This window comes from Oceanobacillus zhaokaii, from assembly GCF_003352005.1.
Taxonomy (GTDB): domain Bacteria; phylum Bacillota; class Bacilli; order Bacillales; family Amphibacillaceae; genus Oceanobacillus; species Oceanobacillus zhaokaii.
The window spans coordinates 3,755,540-3,773,845 of record NZ_CP024848.1; the positions used below are offsets into that span (position 1 = coordinate 3,755,540).

17 protein-coding genes are annotated in these 18,306 nt (G+C 34.8%); all 17 read right to left on the reverse strand.

The window, feature by feature from the left end:
• Positions 1 to 39: 39 nt before the first annotated feature.
• The 17 genes from CUC15_RS18305 to CUC15_RS18385 all read right to left on the reverse strand — a co-directional run bounded on the left by CUC15_RS18305 (position 40) and on the right by CUC15_RS18385 (position 18,281).
• Positions 40 to 1,806 carry an ABC transporter ATP-binding protein gene (locus tag CUC15_RS18305; protein WP_114918056.1) on the reverse strand — a complete coding sequence of 589 codons (1,767 nt, stop codon included), beginning with the start codon at positions 1,804 to 1,806 and terminating at the stop codon, positions 40 to 42.
• A gap of 58 nt (positions 1,807 to 1,864) precedes the next feature.
• Positions 1,865 to 2,866 (reverse strand): glycosyltransferase family 2 protein, encoded by a 1,002-nt coding sequence (locus tag CUC15_RS18310; RefSeq protein ID WP_114918057.1) that lies wholly within the window; start codon positions 2,864 to 2,866, stop codon positions 1,865 to 1,867.
• Between the two features lie 402 nt (positions 2,867 to 3,268).
• Positions 3,269 to 4,300 carry a glycosyltransferase gene (locus tag CUC15_RS18315; RefSeq protein WP_114918058.1) on the reverse strand — a complete coding sequence of 344 codons (1,032 nt, stop codon included), beginning with the start codon at positions 4,298 to 4,300 and terminating at the stop codon, positions 3,269 to 3,271.
• A 16-nt stretch (positions 4,301 to 4,316) separates the two neighbouring features.
• A complete protein-coding gene (locus CUC15_RS18320; protein ID WP_114918506.1) occupies positions 4,317 to 5,504 on the reverse strand; it encodes a glycosyltransferase in 1,188 nt (395 codons plus the stop codon).
• Between the two features lie 26 nt (positions 5,505 to 5,530).
• Positions 5,531 to 6,721: a glycosyltransferase gene (locus CUC15_RS18325; RefSeq protein WP_114918059.1), complete on the reverse strand. Its 1,191-nt coding sequence runs from the start codon at positions 6,719 to 6,721 to the stop codon at positions 5,531 to 5,533.
• A gap of 80 nt (positions 6,722 to 6,801) precedes the next feature.
• On the reverse strand, positions 6,802 to 7,836 hold the full coding sequence (locus tag CUC15_RS18330) for a glycosyltransferase family 2 protein (protein ID WP_114918060.1): 1,035 nt from the start codon (positions 7,834 to 7,836) through the stop codon (positions 6,802 to 6,804).
• Positions 7,837 to 7,847: 11 nt separating this feature from the next.
• The gene (locus CUC15_RS18335; RefSeq protein WP_114918061.1) at positions 7,848 to 9,026 is read right to left on the reverse strand and encodes a glycosyltransferase; all 1,179 of its coding nucleotides are present in this window, start codon (positions 9,024 to 9,026) and stop codon (positions 7,848 to 7,850) included.
• On the reverse strand, positions 8,998 to 10,152 hold the full coding sequence (locus tag CUC15_RS18340) for a glycosyltransferase family 1 protein (RefSeq protein WP_114918062.1): 1,155 nt from the start codon (positions 10,150 to 10,152) through the stop codon (positions 8,998 to 9,000). Before CUC15_RS18340 ends, CUC15_RS18335 begins: the two co-directional genes overlap by 29 nt.
• On the reverse strand, positions 10,149 to 10,499 hold the full coding sequence (locus CUC15_RS18345; protein ID WP_114918063.1) for a helix-turn-helix domain-containing protein: 351 nt from the start codon (positions 10,497 to 10,499) through the stop codon (positions 10,149 to 10,151). The genes CUC15_RS18340 and CUC15_RS18345 overlap by 4 nt, the downstream gene beginning before the upstream one ends.
• A 3-nt stretch (positions 10,500 to 10,502) precedes the next feature.
• The gene (locus tag CUC15_RS18350; protein ID WP_423241349.1) at positions 10,503 to 11,705 is read right to left on the reverse strand and encodes a DegT/DnrJ/EryC1/StrS family aminotransferase; all 1,203 of its coding nucleotides are present in this window, start codon (positions 11,703 to 11,705) and stop codon (positions 10,503 to 10,505) included.
• A 59-nt stretch (positions 11,706 to 11,764) separates the two neighbouring features.
• On the reverse strand, positions 11,765 to 12,247 hold the full coding sequence (locus CUC15_RS18355; protein WP_114918065.1) for a NeuD/PglB/VioB family sugar acetyltransferase: 483 nt from the start codon (positions 12,245 to 12,247) through the stop codon (positions 11,765 to 11,767).
• 1 nt (position 12,248) lies between these two features.
• Positions 12,249 to 12,848, reverse strand: a complete 600-nt coding sequence (locus tag CUC15_RS18360) for a sugar transferase (protein ID WP_114918066.1) — start codon at positions 12,846 to 12,848, stop codon at positions 12,249 to 12,251.
• A 15-nt stretch (positions 12,849 to 12,863) separates the two neighbouring features.
• Positions 12,864 to 13,928: a UDP-glucose 4-epimerase GalE gene (gene galE, locus CUC15_RS18365; protein ID WP_114918067.1), complete on the reverse strand. Its 1,065-nt coding sequence runs from the start codon at positions 13,926 to 13,928 to the stop codon at positions 12,864 to 12,866.
• A 20-nt stretch (positions 13,929 to 13,948) separates the two neighbouring features.
• A complete protein-coding gene (locus CUC15_RS18370; protein WP_114918068.1) occupies positions 13,949 to 15,025 on the reverse strand; it encodes an EpsG family protein in 1,077 nt (358 codons plus the stop codon).
• A gap of 111 nt (positions 15,026 to 15,136) precedes the next feature.
• Positions 15,137 to 16,027: a glycosyltransferase family 2 protein gene (locus tag CUC15_RS18375; protein WP_114918069.1), complete on the reverse strand. Its 891-nt coding sequence runs from the start codon at positions 16,025 to 16,027 to the stop codon at positions 15,137 to 15,139.
• Complete coding sequence (locus CUC15_RS18380; RefSeq protein ID WP_114918070.1) at positions 16,024 to 17,142, reverse strand: glycosyltransferase family 1 protein; 1,119 nt, start codon at positions 17,140 to 17,142, stop codon at positions 16,024 to 16,026. The genes CUC15_RS18375 and CUC15_RS18380 overlap by 4 nt, the downstream gene beginning before the upstream one ends.
• Entirely contained in the window at positions 17,127 to 18,281 is a 1,155-nt protein-coding gene (locus CUC15_RS18385; protein ID WP_114918071.1) for a glycosyltransferase family 4 protein, read from the reverse strand. Before CUC15_RS18385 ends, CUC15_RS18380 begins: the two co-directional genes overlap by 16 nt.
• Positions 18,282 to 18,306: the final 25 nt, after the last annotated feature.

An 18,306-nucleotide genomic window follows, 5' to 3' on the forward strand; every position in this document is an offset into this window, starting at 1 on the left:
TATGAGTTAATATATTTTAATATTCTTAAACAAAATTTTTTACATAATATACCGCTCAAATCTATTATTTACGGATGCTAACTGACCTTTATTAATTTTAAACACAATATCACAATTCTCTATTGTACTTAATCGATGTGCAATAATAATAAGTGTCTTCTCACCTTTCAATCCATCAATCGCTTTCATGATTTCCTTTTCAGTTTCATTATCTAATGCTGATGTCGCCTCATCCATAAATAAAATTTCTGGATTATGATACAATGCTCTCGCAATACCAATACGTTGACGTTGCCCTCCAGAAAGGCGGACTCCTCGCTCCCCTACAGTTGTTTCTAGTTTATCAGGGAGCCCCTCAACAAATTGCTTTAATTGCGCTTGTTCTAACGCTCTCCAGACTTCACTATCATCAATCTGTTCACTATTGATACCAAAGGCTACATTCCCACGAATCGTATCATCTGATAGAAATATCGATTGAGGAATATAGCCTATTTTCTGTTGCCATAATGACTTTTGATCGTGTATATTTTTACCATCCACTAAAACACTTCCCTTTTCTGGATGGAATAGTCCAAGAATAATATCAACTAGTGTAGTCTTACCAGCCCCGGACTCTCCGATGAACGCAACTGATTGACCAATTGGAATAGTAAGCGATACATCTTTAACTGCGTATTCTTTTTGATTAGGATAGCGAAAGGAAATTTCATTTAATTGTATGGAATCATGAAATGCCTTAGGTCCCTTATTAATCACCATTGGAATTTTATTTAAAATTGGCATATCCTCTTTATTCATAAACAAATCCTCATACACGACATTAAGGGCAGGTAGACTATATCGCATTGTAGTTATCAAGGCAACGACACGATTGATTGAGGGCATAAGGCGAATAGCTGCCATCGCAAATAGTGCCATCGTCGATATAAGTTGTGTTGCATTTGTCCCTTGTAAAATAATAATTAACATCACAATAAGAACAATAGCCATTATTAATGTTTCGATAAAATATCTTGGTATGACTTCCAACATTTTCATATATCGAATATTGTTGCCATTAATCTGACTTTGTTCTTCGTAAGACTTGATAAAGAAGGCTTCTTTTCCAGATACCTTAACCTCTTTACTAGCCCCTAGTCCTTGATTAACCCATTTAATCATCGCACTACTTACCTTTTGTTGCTCTACTCCTAGTTGATCTATTTTATTTCTTTGAAGTTTAAAAAATAAAAAAACACTTCCACCTAATAGGATAGAAGCAGTTATCATTGCAGCTGGAGCCGTTACAAATAGCAATATAGAGATACAAATAATTACAAGTATCTCAGTTAACAACTGAAACCCTGATATGACAATTCCCTGAAACACCCTTGAAACTTCCCCATTTACATTTCTGAGCAGGTCCGCTGTGTTTCGTTGTAAGTGAAAAATATATGGTTTCGTTAAATATTCTTTAAATAAATCTCGAGATAGCTTAACCTGTTGATGTGTTGTAACTCTAACTTGTAAGTAATTAAAAAGAAGCAAATATAAATTTTTGAAAACAAATATAGAAAGTAGTAAAACTACCAAAAATATGATAAAAGCATTTGTTGATTGAAAATTAAAGAATTCATACACATAAGCTAAAATCACTTGATTTTGGATTATTTCAGGATTTGTCACAATACCAACAAAGGGGGCAATCAATCCAATTCCAATCGTTTCAAATATTGCTGCTATGATCATCATGAAGAATAGGATTAGTAGCTTTTTCTTTTCTTTTTTGTTAAAGAGCTTTAATAACTTTTTAATTATGCCCATTATTTCACGCCTCCGAAATTACATTAAGTATTTTCAAATACCTAATTAAAAATTAATATTAAGAAAACGGTCTCTCCTTTAAGACTGTCCCATTCCTAAAACGCACATATAATTGAAATAGGGATGGATTTATTGTATATACTATCCATAGTATTTTCTCCTTCTTCGAAAACAAAGGATTTTTTAATAACTGAATTAATATTTTCGTAAAGTCACTTTTTACTTGTTTCAATTTTCCCTTTGAATTAGGTACCTTATCTTTAACTTTAAAGAAAAATGTAAAAAATAAATGAACATAATTATATTCTGCCATTTTTTGTAACTCGTATTGATTAATTTCCCTAAAAAAGTCAACCCTCTTTTTATAAGCATATACAGCATCTAATCTATTAATATTAAATTTTGAATTTATTATACTTCCTTTCCTCTGAAGGTAAAAATATAACTTTACAGGCAAATAAATGATTATTTCAGACTCATACAAAATCCTATGTGCCATAAATTCATCTTCATGAATCATTCCTTCTTCAAATTTTATTTTATTAAACAAACTACTTTTGAATAACTTATTACAAGCAATTACAAATTGAAGTCCTTTAGTTGTATATAGTTGATACAAAGCTTCTACATTATTATATTTTTCTACTCTTGAATCAAATTCTAGCTTTTCTATTTCATTTTTCTCGTCTTCGTTTACTTCCTGATAATCGCAAATAGCAATATCTGCTGAACTGCTTACAACATAATTAAATAATATTTCATACATCTTAGGGTGAACAAAGTCATCACTGTCTACAAAAGCGATATAGTTTCCTTTGGCTAAACTTATTCCTTTATTTCTTGCTGATGAAAGGCCACCATTTTCCTTATGGAAAACAGTTATTCTATTATCCAATGTTGCATATTCATCGCATATTCTTCCACCATTATCTGTTGATCCGTCGTTTACAATAATTAGTTCAAAATCTTTGAATGACTGTGCTAAAATAGAATCAATACATTTATGTATATATTGTTCAACATTATATACAGGAACAATAATACTAATACTAGGATTCATTACTTTTATTCCCCTCTAAAAGTTATCTATTTGTTCTTGCACATTAATATTGATTTGAATACTCTATCTTAGATATTAACCAACTAAACCAATCCGTTTTATAGTCAGATTCTAAAACTGCACATCATTCCAGTAAATAATTCATGGCTTCTGTTCGAATTACGTGAGATTTTCACAAAGAATAAATGATTATCTCCGCATCAAATGAAAATTTATGCTGAATTGGCTTACCAAGAGGATAGCATAACCATTTCTTTGTACAAGCTATTTATAATGCCGGGATAATTTTTAAGTTGCAATCTGGATTAATGGAAGGTTAACAACATAATATTAATCTAATTGGAAATCTACTCTAAAACTCTAAGGAGCGAAGCAGTTTCGACTGAAATTTTTGTTTATTAATTATTTGTTAGCAAACATCCCTTTAAATTTACTTTTAGCTTTTACCGCTCCTATAAAGAGTGCTTCATTTTTTAGAATACATATGGTTTTTAATACTCTGTAATACATCGATGGGCAATCGAAGAATCTTATATTTTCTTTAAAATCCAAGTCATTCATTATATTTTTTAAAATATATATTTTATTGGTAGCTAAGCTACTTTTAACAATATCTTGCATATAAACTAACGATTGATTGATATAATCATTAGTAAGATTACTTATATATTTTGTTAAATTAAATTTAATACATAATGAAATCATGAATTTTTTATTATCTAATATAAATGCATAATCCTCTTTAAAATTCTGTGTAAGTGATTCTCTTTGATGTAAATGGTAGTTATAAAGTGGTTTATTAATAAACACTAATCTTTCAACTCTGGTTAATAACATATAATTTAACCTCGCATCTTCTCCATAATTCATATTTTCATCAAATTTGATATTATAGTCAGAAAAAATTACCTTTTTATATAATTTATTCCAACAAGGTATAATGCTGTAACCATAGTAATTGTCATTCAAAAGTTTCGGAACTAATTGCTTTTCAATATTCTTCTTATCTATTACACAATGAATTTCCTCCCAAACAGCCGATCTAGAGACTTTATTCTCTATCAAATTAATAGTAGTAAATGGAGAAACTACTATATCTGCATTATGTTCTAATGCAGATTTTATTAATAACTCGAACATAGTCGGCAGTATTGTATCATCTGGATCCACAAATCCAATATACTTACCATTTGCAGTATTTATTCCTTTGTTACGCGCTGAAGATACCCCTCCATTCATTTTATGAATCACCCTTATACGGTTGTCTTTCTCGGCATACAAATCGCATATTTCACCACTTCTATCTAAGGATCCGTCGTTTACAAGTATAAGTTCAAAATCAAAGTACGATTGAGCCAAAATTGAATTTAGACAAGCTTCTAGATACTTTTCGACATTATAAATTGGTACAATTATACTTATGTCCGGCTTCATTCAAAATCCCACCTATCTAAATAACCTTATAAAATTTGTCAATTTCATTTTTAATTTTGAATGTTTCTTTTGATAGTTTAATCTTAAATTCTTGACATATTTTAGGATTCTGTATTAGTTCTTTAACAGCGTCATAAATTTTATCCTCATCGATACTGACAATTATTCCAGTTTCGCCATTTTCTATTTGCTCCTTTGCCCCATTTACTTTAGTAGTTACAATAGGTTTAGCCAAGCACCTTGCTTCAATTAATGTAATACAATAACCCTCATACCTCGAAGGCTGAACATAAATGTCGCACTGATCCATATAAGTGTATGGGTTCGGATCTGAACCTAATAAAATAAATCTATCTTGAAGTTTAAATTTTTTTATAAGATCTTCATATTCACTTCTAGAACTTCCCTCTCCTAAGCAATACCATTTAACATCATAGCCATCATCAATTAGCTTTGATAAGGCTCTGATAGCTAAGTCCTGACCCTTTTCAGTAGTGAGTCTTCCTACTGTAAGAATTCTTATTCCCTTAAAACCATCATTAAATCCATTTCCTTCCTTGGACTTAGTCCGAATTAAGTTTGGGGACACTAAATTTAAAAAGATCCCTGACTTTTCTTCTATAACAGGTACTAAAGAAACTAACTTACTTTTTGCCTCTTCTGAAACTACAAAAATTCTTTCGAAATTTTTATAATTATTAGCTGCAAAATTTACATCAAAGCCAATCTTTGTCACATCAAAATGAATCCACTGTATCTTCTTTCTAGCCTTTATTTTATGAACAACAAAATAGCTTATGAAGTCCATTGGACCTGCATAAGCTACAGCAATATCGTATTCCTTCTTAAATTTAGGTACATTTTTTAATATATATTTAAAGAAAATGCCCTTATTTTTCAAAATCTTAGATAGTAGGGTTGTTATTGTAAAACCTAAGCTTTTGACTAACCTTCCCTTTTTGAAAAGATCGATCATAGTTGTTCTGGGGGGGTTATTCAGCATATCTTTTAATGCAGGATATTCTTGGACGTACTCTACATGTACTGTATTTGGTATTGAATCTAAGAATCCACCATAATTTTCTAACATTAATATCGTTATTTCATACTCATTCTCCGGCATCTCGGCAATCATATTAAGCAATGCCTTTTCCGTTCCACCAATATTCATATTAATGATCATAAATACGACTTTTTTCTTCATTATGCTCACACTCTCTATCATCAATATTATCCAATTAACTGATAAAATTTTTCTATTTCCTCCGTATTTCCCTTATCCTCTGAATGTAAGTAATTTACAATACTTTGCCGCAATTCTTGATCATTTATCAGACTTAGGATACCTTCACTAACAGCCTCTGCATTCATATCAACAACCAGGCCATTTTTTTCATGAATCATCTGATTAAAAACTGCATCAAACCTTGTTGTAACTACTGGAATATTTAGCATTCGCGCTTCAGCAATCGCAAGTCCAAAGCCTTCAAATCTTGATGTCTGTACATAAATGTCAGCTTTTTTGATAAATGGATATGGATTTGTTTTTATTCCTAACAGGATAAAATGTTCAGCTAAATCATGCTCTATTATATAATCCTCTATCTCTTTTTTTAAAGGACCTTTTCCTAATACATACCACTTAAAGTTTATCCCTTTTTCTTTAAGTCTTTTACAAGCTTCTAGTGCAATATCATATCCTTTTCCTTCAGATAATCTACCTATTGTTAAGATCCTAATCCCGTTGTAATTATCTTCATAATCTCTACCTATTTGTGACATTCTGTTAATTAAGATTGGATTATTAATATCAAAGATTACTTCTACTTTATCTGAATAAAAAGGAAATATATCTAAATACTTTTCTTTGGCTGAATAGGATACAGCAATAATTTTATTATATATATCATAAAATCTCCTTTGATAATCTCTTTCCTTCTCATTTATTATCAAACTAGTATTTACCCAGGCAAATTTATTATTTGCTTTTACTTTTTCAGCGACATAAAATGTTGGAATCCCTTGCGCATAGCTTACAGCTATATCATAGGTTTTAGAATTATTTTCAATTACTTTAGAAACACTTTGCCAAAATATTTTAGCCTTTTGTGGATTAGTATACTCTTTTTTCCTTATTTCAATTGAATATTTAAATCTTGAATACAACATCATGAAATCACGTTTAGCTAGAGCATGTTTTATCGATTCTTTTAAGTCTCTTTTCGAGAAGACAGTATATTTTAATGGTTCCAGAATTTTAACTTCCTCGGGTACTAATTCCTCTAATGCATGACCATAGGCAAACAACTGGAGGTCAACAGAATATCTCGAATAATCAAGCATAGATAATAGTGTTACCAAGCTTTTTTCTGCGCCAGCAATATCCAAGGAATCAATAACAAATAAGATACTTTTTTTCATCTGGTTATCACTCCACTTGCCAATATAATTGTTACAATTTTATCAAAACTATTCTTAAATTCCACTATAAACTTCTCCTTTTAAACACCTACACGCTTTAATCCTTTAGGCTTTGATAATAGCTTCATTTTCCTTAATCCTTTTCGTAACCCAAGATATAGAACATTACAATAGGGATGGAAGGAAAATAAGGATAACTGCCATTGCAACTCTTTTTCATCTTGAACAGCACGCTGTAGTTGGCTATTATTAGCTTGTATGTACGACTGGATTTCCTTTCGATGTGTCCCCTTTATATCCACCTTTCTGTTTAAAAGCAATAAGTTATAGTGAATAAGACACATTTTTAATATCTCCTTAAATGAGGCATCGGTAAATTCGTCATAAAATTCTTCAATAAAACGATGCCTTTCCAGTTGACCCCTTATCATATCTAGATTCCTTGGTGTATATGTTGCAACGATACTATCACTTCGTTGATAATAATAATACAAAGGTTGGTGTAACAATAGAAACGTATTTACCCTCTGCATGACTTTATGAGCCCAAAATACATCTTCGAATAATACTCCCTTTTTAAATGGTATGTCTTTAATTAATTCTGTTCTATAAAGCTTTCCCCATGCAAAGTTCTTAACTTTTTCATTTATAACCAATTCATAAATTAACACTTTATTTGTTAAAAGTACTGGTAAATCCGCCTCTTTATAGAATTTATCATCAATAAGTAGCCTATCTTCATAAGCATAATAAAAAGCTGATTGTACAACATCAGCCTTGCTTTCGATGCTATTATCAACCATAAGTTCAATCATATTTTTCTCTAACCAATCATCACTATCAACAAACATGGTAAATTCACCGGTAGCCTGCATCATTCCATGATTTCTAGCATCAGATAATCCACCATTTTTCTTGTGTATAACTTTTATCCGAGTATCACTTTCTTGATAATCATCCACAATTTCTCCACAATTGTCTGGTGATCCATCGTCTACCAGAATGATTTCCAGATTCGAGTAGGTTTGAGTAATAACACTATCAATACATCGATGAATATATTTCTCTACCTTATAGATAGGGACAACAACACTTACTTTCCCCTTTTCTAACATGTATTGTCCTCCTATACGATATTATATAATTTTTGTAATTCCTTTGAATTATGATAGTCTCTCCTAATACAGTTACTCGCTAGATATTCTCTAAGCTTCAAATTATCGAACAACCCCTCTACCCCATCCACAATCCCTTCAACCGACAACTCACAAATTACACCATCAACCCCATCCCGCACTTGACTTCCCGCTGTAGGATAATTCGTTATCAGTACAGGCTTCCCCAAAATCTGTGCTTCCCCTACCGTTACAGCCTTCCCTTCATATCGTGATGGCTGCACATAAAGATCCGCTGTCTTTATGTATGGATATGGATTCGTCTTTTTCCCTAATAATATAAAGCTGTCACTAAGGTCATTCGCAGCAATTAATTTTCGTAGCATTACCTCATCGCCACCATAGCCAACGACATACCAAGCGATTTTATCAATCCCTTTTTCCTTTAATAACTTAATTACTTTGACCGCTTGATCGATCCCCTTGGCATGTGATAGCCTAGCAACCGTTACAATTTTAAACCGCGGATCACTCTCCATCGGATTTTCCACTTTCTCATCAGCAAGTGACCTGACAAGGTCTGGTGAGGTAATGTTTTCTATTACTATTACCTTTTCGTCCAGGCTTGGATATTTCCTAATAAATGCCTTTTTGCAATCCTCGGATACTGCAACAATATAATGAAATTTATTCCACATTTTCACGTCCATATCGATATCTGTATCGACGGTTGAAAAATCTGTGTGTATCCATGCAATCTTTGTTTTTGCCTTAACTTTCTCAGCAACAACGTAATGTGGCCATAAGTAACTAATCGCAATATCATATTCTATCTCAACTTTGGGCAAAAACGGCAATGCATATTTCCACATGTACTGCATCTGTTTATAGCCTGTTTCCGCCGATTTACTTATGGCTGCTCGATACTTTGCTAATAGTCTTGTCATTCCAATTGATAGTTGACCATTTCTGATTGTTTCACTTATCGACATGCGAAAGGTTTTGTATATATTCGATTCCTTAATTAAGTTTGGCCCAACTGGAAGCAAACTCATGAAGTCCCCAGTGTGACTATATAGCATGAGGTCGACTTGATAACTTTCATAATCAAAGTTACTTAACATACTAATTAGACTGCGCTCTACTCCGCCAACTTCCATATCAAAGGAGGTGATCAACATATTTTTCATCTGCAACCTCCTCACTTGATCTATATATTTTCATTAGTTTTTCATTGGCTAATGCGAGTGAATAGCCATTTTTTTCAAATCCATCTATAATTTTGTTCACATTTTTTTCCTTTTTATTTGCTACTTCAATAATTTTATCAACCCAAACCTCAGGTCCATTTGCTATTGAGAGTTTTGATACTAAACCAATGTCCAAATCTGCTTCAGGTTGGATTGCTTCCGATACAACACATGGAGTTCCACTAGCTTGGGCTTCCAATAATACAAGCCCCAATCCCTCATGAATGGATGGGAAAACAAAAACATCCATATTGTGAAGCATCGTTGATATATCTGTTCTTATGCCAACAAACTTGATATTCGCAAGTAGACCATCATTCTTCGCCTTTTCCTCTATTTCGAGCCTAAGATCGCCATCTCCAACCAATAATAATTTTATTGATGGATCTCTTTTGATTACACTTTTCATTATTTCTAATAAAAATGCATGATTTTTTGCCTCAATAAATCTTCCAACGTGACCAATAATAATACTTTTTCCTAAACCTGCTTCTAAATTAAATTTCCTAACTTCCGTGTGAGGAGGTTGCAGGAAGGTTGAATAATCTATCACATTCGGAAAATAGGAATACTTTTCACGATTAGCACTGTTCTTTCCAAATAAATAAGTGCCCGCACCATTACTACAAGCTAATAAATTTGTAGAAAATAGATTGATAATGGCACGCATCGAAGTAATATAAGCTTTCCTTGAAATACTATTACTATTGTCTAATGTTGTGTGGGCATGTGAAATCCGAAGTTTCACACCAGCTAAATAGGCAGCAATAATTGCAATTCCACAGTTAAAAAGCGTATGAGCATGAACAGCATCATACGGTCCATTCCTTTTTATTACGTTATATATTTCTTTGATTGAATTGGTTTTGGATAGCTTAATCACAGAACCACCAAGCGCTTTTATTTCTTGATCATAATGGGCTTCCTGACTGCTATAAGAAATAAAATCAAACTGTACTTTATCACGATTCATATGCCGATAAATATTCATCAGCATCGTCTCTGTTCCTCCCATATTCATCGCACCAACGACTTGAAGGATCTTTAATGGCGCTTCATTTTTCATTTATCGCTCCCTCCACATTTCCCCTTCTGCCACCTAATAAATTCAATTACTGCTCTGAACTCTTGCAATTGTTCCTTCTCAACCCCCGATTTCTTTAACTCATTTACAAACTCTAGCCACTCACTTTCTGGCACTTGTTCTTTTACGGATTCCGCTGTACCAAGTAGTGTTCGCAGGTCGACATCGAGCACAACAGCTAGCTTTTCAATTATTTGGATCGAGGGATTTTGATTTAAGTTTCGTTCAATATTACTTAAATAAGACTTCGAGATGTTTGCTCGTTCGGCACAGTCCGATAATGTGAGCCCTTTGCTTTTACGAAGTCTTTGGATATTTTCCCCTATCATAGGCTAAACCTCTTGTTTTCCAGGAAATAAATAAATCCTATTTCGGATAGATTGTTCAAATACTTTTCTCATGCAATGAATGACCCGCTGTTGTTCTTCTTCATTAAGACTAGAGCCAGACGGGAGGCAAATTCCAGTTCGGAATAATTTATCTGCAACATCACGATTCTTCTCATGGGCATAGAAACGTGCGCCACTAAAAAGTGGTTGTAGATGAAGTGGTTTCCATACTGGTCTGGCCTCTATTCCTTCGCGATAAAATGCAGCTAGTAGCTGTTCAGTAGCCACACCAGATACCTTCTCGTCAATGGTAAATGTTGTAAGCCAGCGATTCATGGATGTATTCTCTAATTCACGCATAAAGTTAATACCGGGAAGGTCTGATAGATTATTATAGTAAACATCAAATATTTCCCTTCTAGCTGCCACACGATCTCCTAATACGCGTAATTGTCCTCTGCCGACACCAGCTAAGAGATTACTCAAACGGTAGTTGTATCCCATCACACTGTGCTGATAGTGCGCTGCTTGGTCCCGCGCTTGACTTGCTAAAAATCGAGCCCTTTCTAGTGCTGCTTCATCGTTTGATACAAGCATGCCACCTCCAGAAGTTGTAATAATTTTATTTCCATTAAAAGAGTAGATTCCTAAATTACCGAATGTACCCGATGCTTTACCATGATAAGTTGTTCCAAGCGACTCGGCCGCATCCTCAATAAGTGGTACGCCATATTGATTACAGATAAGTAGAATTTCATTCATCCTAGCACTTTGCCCATATAAGTTGACTACCATTACCGCTTTCGGTAGTTTTCCCTCAATTGCCGCTTCTTGGAATGCCTTTGTTAGTGCTTTTGGCGACATATTCCATGACTCTGGATCTGAATCGATAAAGACCGGCTCTGCACCTTGATATAAAATCGGGTTTGCACTTGCAACAAAGGTTAGGGTAGAGCAAAATACGGTATCACCTTTTTTTATATCTAACAAGGCAAGGGCTAAATGGATGGCCGCAGTTCCTGAACTTACCGCTAGTGCTCCACTTACCTCAACTAACTCTGCAATTTCCTGTTCGAATGCATCCACGTTTGGTCCAAGTGGTGCAATCCAATTGGATGCAAATGCTTCGTTTACATACTGCTGTTCCTCCCCAGTCATATGAGGTGGAGAGAGATAGATCATTGATTTCGACAATGGAATCATCACCTTTTCTATTTGTATCCTTCTATTCCGCCTTGACTTACTGTTACATCAGTAGGAACTTATTATGACAATGCTTTTTTATCCATTACGATTCTTTCTATAATTCGTGTTGGCGAACCTACCGCTTTGCTAAATGCTGGAATATGTTCAATAACAGTGGACCCTGCACCGATAACTGACCAGCTTCCAACATGAACTCCCGGGATGACCGTAGCCGCTGACCCAATATGCACACCTTCACCAGTAGTCACATTTCCCGTTAATGTTGCATTTGGCGAAACATGGGTATAGTCTTCAATTGTATTATCATGTTCAATAATTGCTGCCGTGTTGATGATACAATGATCCCCAATAACAGCCTTAGCATTAATAACCACATTCGGCATGATAACTGTTCCATTGCCGATCTCAGCGGTACTACTCACTACTGCTGTTGGATGGATCACCGATAAGTAGTAGTCTTCCTGTGGCAAATGTAGACGCTCAACGATCCGCTTTCTAATGACCCTGCTATGCCCACCATCTCCCAAAATTATTACTCGCACGCTACAACACTTCTTTCTTGCCTGTAAATTTCATCATCGAAACGGAATCCTCAGATCGGATGCCCTCCCGCTTCAAGACTTTTATTATCGTTAGTGCAAGAATTTTTATATCTAGAGAAACACGTTGATTTTTGACATACCAAATATCAAGGTTAAATTTTTCTTCCCAAGAGATGGCATTTCTCCCATTAATTTGCGCCCATCCTGTAATCCCCGGCTTTACTTTATGACGTAATCGTTGCTCGTCAGTATACAATGGGATATATTCCATTAATAAGGGCCTCGGTCCAACCAAACTCATCTCCCCTTTTAGAACATTAAATAATTGTGGAAGCTCATCTAAGCTATATTTTCTAAGGAACATACCGAAAGCGGTTAATCTCTGTTCATCCGATAATAGTTTTCCACTTGAATCTACTGCATTGGTCATCGTTCTAAATTTATAAAGGAAAAATGGCTTTCCATACAATCCTGGACGCTGTTGTTTAAATAAAACTGGAGCACCTAGTGCAAACCTTACAACGATTGCAACAACTAGGATTAAAGGCAGGAGTATTGTGATTAATGTTAAAGAAATGAATACATCTATCGCTCGCTTCATGTGAACATCAGTCCTTTAAGCATTAAAAAACCCCATTGCATGTTGCACTGGAGTCTTCTGGTTTCTATTCTTTTTATATCCATTTGGATTTTCACCTTGCCAGCGCCATGTGTCCTCGCACATTTTTTCAATCCCTCTTGTTGCCTGCCAGTGAAGTTCCTTCTTCGCTTTATTAACATCTGCATAACATATGCTACTATCACCTGGACGGCGGTCTGCAAATCGATAGGGAATCAGTTCCCCAGTGACCTTTTCAAATGCTGCAACCATTTCCAATACACTATACCCTTTACCCGTACCTAAATTAAACGCATCGATTCCGGTTGACGTTTGTACTTTTTCTAAGGCTCGCAAATGACCGATTGCTAAGTCGGTTACATGAATATAGTCTCTTATCCCTGTTCCGTCCCTTGTCGGATAATCGTTTCCAAATATTTGGAGCTGCTTTCTCTTGCCAACAGCCACCTGTGAAATGTACGGCATTAAATTATTCGGTATCCCATTTGGGTCCTCTCCAATTCTGCCACTTTCATGGGCACCAATTGGATTAAAATAGCGTAGTAGTGCAATGCTCCATGATGGGTCTGCAAATGTTACATCCCTTAGGATTTCCTCGATCATATGCTTTGTGCGACCATAAGGATTGATTGCTCGCAGTGCCGTATTTTCTAGTATTGGCATTTTATCGGTAATGCCGTATACCGTGGCAGATGAGCTAAATACTAAATTATTTACACCAAATTGCTGCATTACTTCACATAAAATGATGGTGCCGGTTATGTTATTTTGATAATAATGAATTGGAATAGAAACCGATTCACCAACAGACTTGAGGCCAGCGAAATGAATCACCGCTTCAATTTTACTTTCCGCAAATATTTCTGTAAGTCCTTCCTTATCTAGTAAATCTGTTTCGTAAATCGGAAAGGATTTACCAGTAATCTCTGAAACCCGTCTTAAGCTTTGTGGATTGCTGTTGGAAAAGTTATCTACCACAACAATGTCATAGCCTTCATTCAGGAGCTCAACACATGTATGCGTCCCAATATATCCTGCACCACCCGTTACTAGAATTGCCATTTATCTTCCTCCTTTACTGTTTACCAAATTAAATAATCACTTTTATATAAGATATTTAAACTAATTACATTCTCGTAATAGTAATAGGCAAAATAACAAACAATGATCGCGAAGTAGATGAGCTTTTGATCCTTTTTCCTAAATAACTTCGGAAGCCATGACACAAGAATCAATCCATAAAGTTGAAAATAGATAGACATCCTTGCAAATATCCACTCCTGTGTTGCAATGACCATAAAGACAAAACCAAGTAAGGTCATATTGACAATGATGTCGCCTTCTGGGAATAGCTTCTTTAACTTATTTCTCCCTAAATAAGCAATTAAAAGTGGTGTTGCTTCAACAGCCACCCTAAGTGAATTTGCCCCACCTTCAGCAAAATCAATGTAACCACTATATTGTGTATCATCTATTGCCTTAAATAACAGTGCAGAAAATTGCTCATAGCCGATAACAACAATAACTGCAAAAATAATCAAGGCGAAGGTAGCCTTTGACCAGGCCTTAAACCGCACAATAAAATACATTGGAAGTAAAATAAGTGCACTTTGATGGAAGAAGGATGCAAAGATGATAATAAGATAGTATCGCTTCCAGTTCCCATTGATTAAGTATTTTGTCGCAGCGAACGTAATTGCTGCTGCAAGGACCTGTCTAATCCCATTCATGGATACTAGAAATAAACCACCTGTTATATAAACGTACAAACTAATTTCAATCATTCTAGAATAATTGTATAAGACGATGATAATTAGTAAATTTGTAATTAGTGCTGTAGTGAAAATCATGATTTGCGGATCTTCTGAGATATAATTTTTTAAGAGCATTTGAAGAATACCGAAACCAATATCTTTATGATCTTGCACGTACTCCCAAGTAAAGGCATTCTCCTTGTAAATATTCATATAAGTAAATGTATCGCCAATATTGGAGCGGAGACCCGAAATCACTACTAATGTAGCTAACGAAGCAAAAATCAATAGTTTATTCGGCCGTACAGAGTGAAGCGATCCAGACTCTAATAAAGGCACTGCAAAATACCTTGAGAAGTATGCAAACACAAAAACGAAAGCAAGATTCATCCAAAGTAATGTCATTTAAAATATCCTTTCATTTGGAGGTTAAGAAAGTATATAAACTTTCTTAACGAATAAGTGCAATTAAGGCTATCACTGAAAGGCTTGATTAGCCTTAGTTTTCTAAAAAAATTACACGTTAACATTCCTTGTCTTGGATGTAACGTATAGATATAATAGAAATCCTATCGGCAAGGCTAGAATCGTAAGAATCTTATTTGGCGTTTCCCTTAAAAAATCTGGGTTTTTACACAATAGACTACTAGACACATAATGGATTGCTTGCCTAAACTTAAAAGAAACACCGACATATGGTAGTTTCATCAGTTCTTGACGATAGAAGGAAAATCCCCTTGGATTCTTGCGATATTGATTTAACATATTTCGTGAAGAACCATCAGGCAAGTATTCGACATAACATAAGATCTCATTCATTAATAACAGCTCATAACTCTTGTCTAGCATGTAATACTTGTATGCAAGCCCAACATATTTTTCATTGTCAAAAATTGGATAGGGGTTTTCTTTCGTTAGATCCGTGCGGTAAACAAGTTTTTTATCACCCGTTACTCCATGCCTATAATATAAATCAAATAGGGTCGAACGTTTTATCTCTTCAGGTAATTTTGTACCTATAATGCTATTATCCTGATTAGCGTCCAAACCAATTATCCCGCTAACTTCATCACTCCCGAAATCTTTCCAGAACTTGACAATCTTTTCAACTGCATTAACAGGAATATAATCATCTGAATCGATGCAAACATTTAATTCTGTTTCTATCATTTCATAAGCTGTGTTATGGGCCCCATGCATTCCCTGATTTTCTTGCCAATGATACTGTATTTCAAATTTATCTTCCTTCATCCATTCTTTTACAAGCTCTTTGGTATTATCTGTTGAACCATCATCGATAATTAACCAAATAAAGTCTTGAGATGTTTGTTCAACTAAGCTTTCATAACAGTAGTGCAGACAGTAAGCCCGATTATATGTTGGAGTAAATATTGTCAGTTTTTTCATATGACCTTTTCTCCAAATGATAAATATGCTGTTTGTGTAAGATCTGCAGTTTTTCTAATGTCATAGCCCTTCTGAAATAACAAATCTTGATTACTTTCCCTTTTTATCGGATTTTCTGCCAGATTGCTAATCTTGTTTATCCATAATCCTTTGTTTTGTAAAGAGAGCGAGTGAACTAGACCCATTCCAAGATCAACTTCATTTGTAATATTATCTGAAATCACACACGGCAATCCCGCACCCTGTGCCTCGATAAGCGTGACTGGCAGGCCTTCATGTATAGAAGGGAAAATAAACATATCAAATGCTTGAAGTAATGCGTGGATATCTTCCCTTATCCCAAGAAACCTCACTCTATTTTCTAAATGTAATTCCCTTGTTTTAGCCATTATTTTTTCTTTTAATGGGCCATCACCAGCTAATAATAAATAAGAATTCGGTATTCGATTATATATTTCCGCAAAGATATCTAATAAAAAGATGTGATTTTTTTGATGGGCAAATCTCCCTACATGCCCTAAAGCCAATGCATCCTTTTCAATACCTAACGACTCTCGAATTGCATGACGAATTTCTTTTGAATAACGGAACTTATCTGCTTCGATTCCGTTATTAAGGATGATTGCCTTTTTAGACTTCTCTCTAAATAACCAGTTAGCTGCTGCTTGTGAACATGCATATAAATGTGTCGCATTAGAGGTGATATGATTTCCTGCATACCATTTATATGCTTTCGAAACAAGTCCTCCCTCACTACTCGTATTATGACTATGAGCAATTCTCACCGGAACATTCGCTTTTGCAGCAGCATTTAATACCAATCCACTCATTTTATCCATATGGGAATGAACAATTGTGTACTCTGGATGTTTCCTTAAAAATGCCCTTAACTCTCTTATGTAGCCACTATGGCCAACTTCCGTAACATAGGATATTCGATGTACTTTTCCACCCATGTTAATTATTTCCTGATCAAAGACACCTTCTTTACAGGTTAAAAAATCAAATTGGACTTTTTCCAAATCCATGTTTCGGTATAGATTCATAATTAATGTCTCCGCCCCACCTCGGTTCATGTTTACAACGACATGCAATACTCTTACTGGACCGCCCAAATTGATTCCTCCTGTTTTCCGGTAAAGGATTGGTAGATTCTTTTATTTTCTTGCAATATTTTATCAACACTATATTTCTCAATCACAGTATTCCGACCGTTTATCCCAATCCTTTTAACTATGTCATTTCTTTTAGAAAGATTCATTACTCTATACGCAAACTCAACTACATCTAAATTGGGAATGATCCATCCGTTACTGTTATTAGATATCAACTCTCGATGCCCCCGATTATCAACCGCTACGACAGGCAGCCCACATGCCATCGCCTCCATAATATTAACTGGCAATCCTTCACGATAGCTCGATCCAACTGCAACATCACACATCGGTAATATTTGGTCTATATCCTTCCTAAAGCCAAGGAAGTCAACCATATGGCTAATACCAAGTTCTTTTGCGAGTAGACGACAGCTTTCCATTAAGGAGCCTTCCCCAGCTAATAATAACTTCGCACTTGGCATCTCATTCTTTATTAAAGCCATTACTTGAAGTAACAATTGCTGGTTTTTATTCTTATTAAACTCCGCTGCATAAAAAAGTAAAAAGTCATCTGCTTGATAGCCAAATGACTTTTTAATTTCTGCCTTTTTAGTTTCATTAACAGGTTTATATTTTTCTGTATCTACTCCAACGCCATGCACATGTTCAATTGATCCTGCCTTAAATCGATGTTTCGTTGATAGCTGATAATCTTCTTCGTTAATAGTAATTAAAGTGTCCGTATAGCGTGATAGATATTTTTCAATTGGGTAATAAATAAGCCAGTTAAATAATGGTGCACCTTTACAAAAGTGAAAACCATGAGCGGTATAGATTACTTTTGTTCTTTTCCTTCTAGCATCTCTAGCTGCAAGACGGGCTAGTACGCTTCCCAAAGGAGTATGACAATGGATGATAGAATAATTATTCTGATCAATAATTTTCTTTAATTGTTTATACGCTTGAATATTGGATCGATGGAAAGGTGATCGCTGAATGTCGATATGATATTTATTATCTGTGAACGGTAAATCCATATTTCCTGATGCAGCAACATCCACTTCCCACCCCTGCTCTTTAAACCACTTCATATATGGCAAGTGAAATGCCTTGAAGTGGTAATCAACGGTTGCACAAAATAATATTTTATCAGCCATTCAGGTCAGCCCCCCATTTGGATTA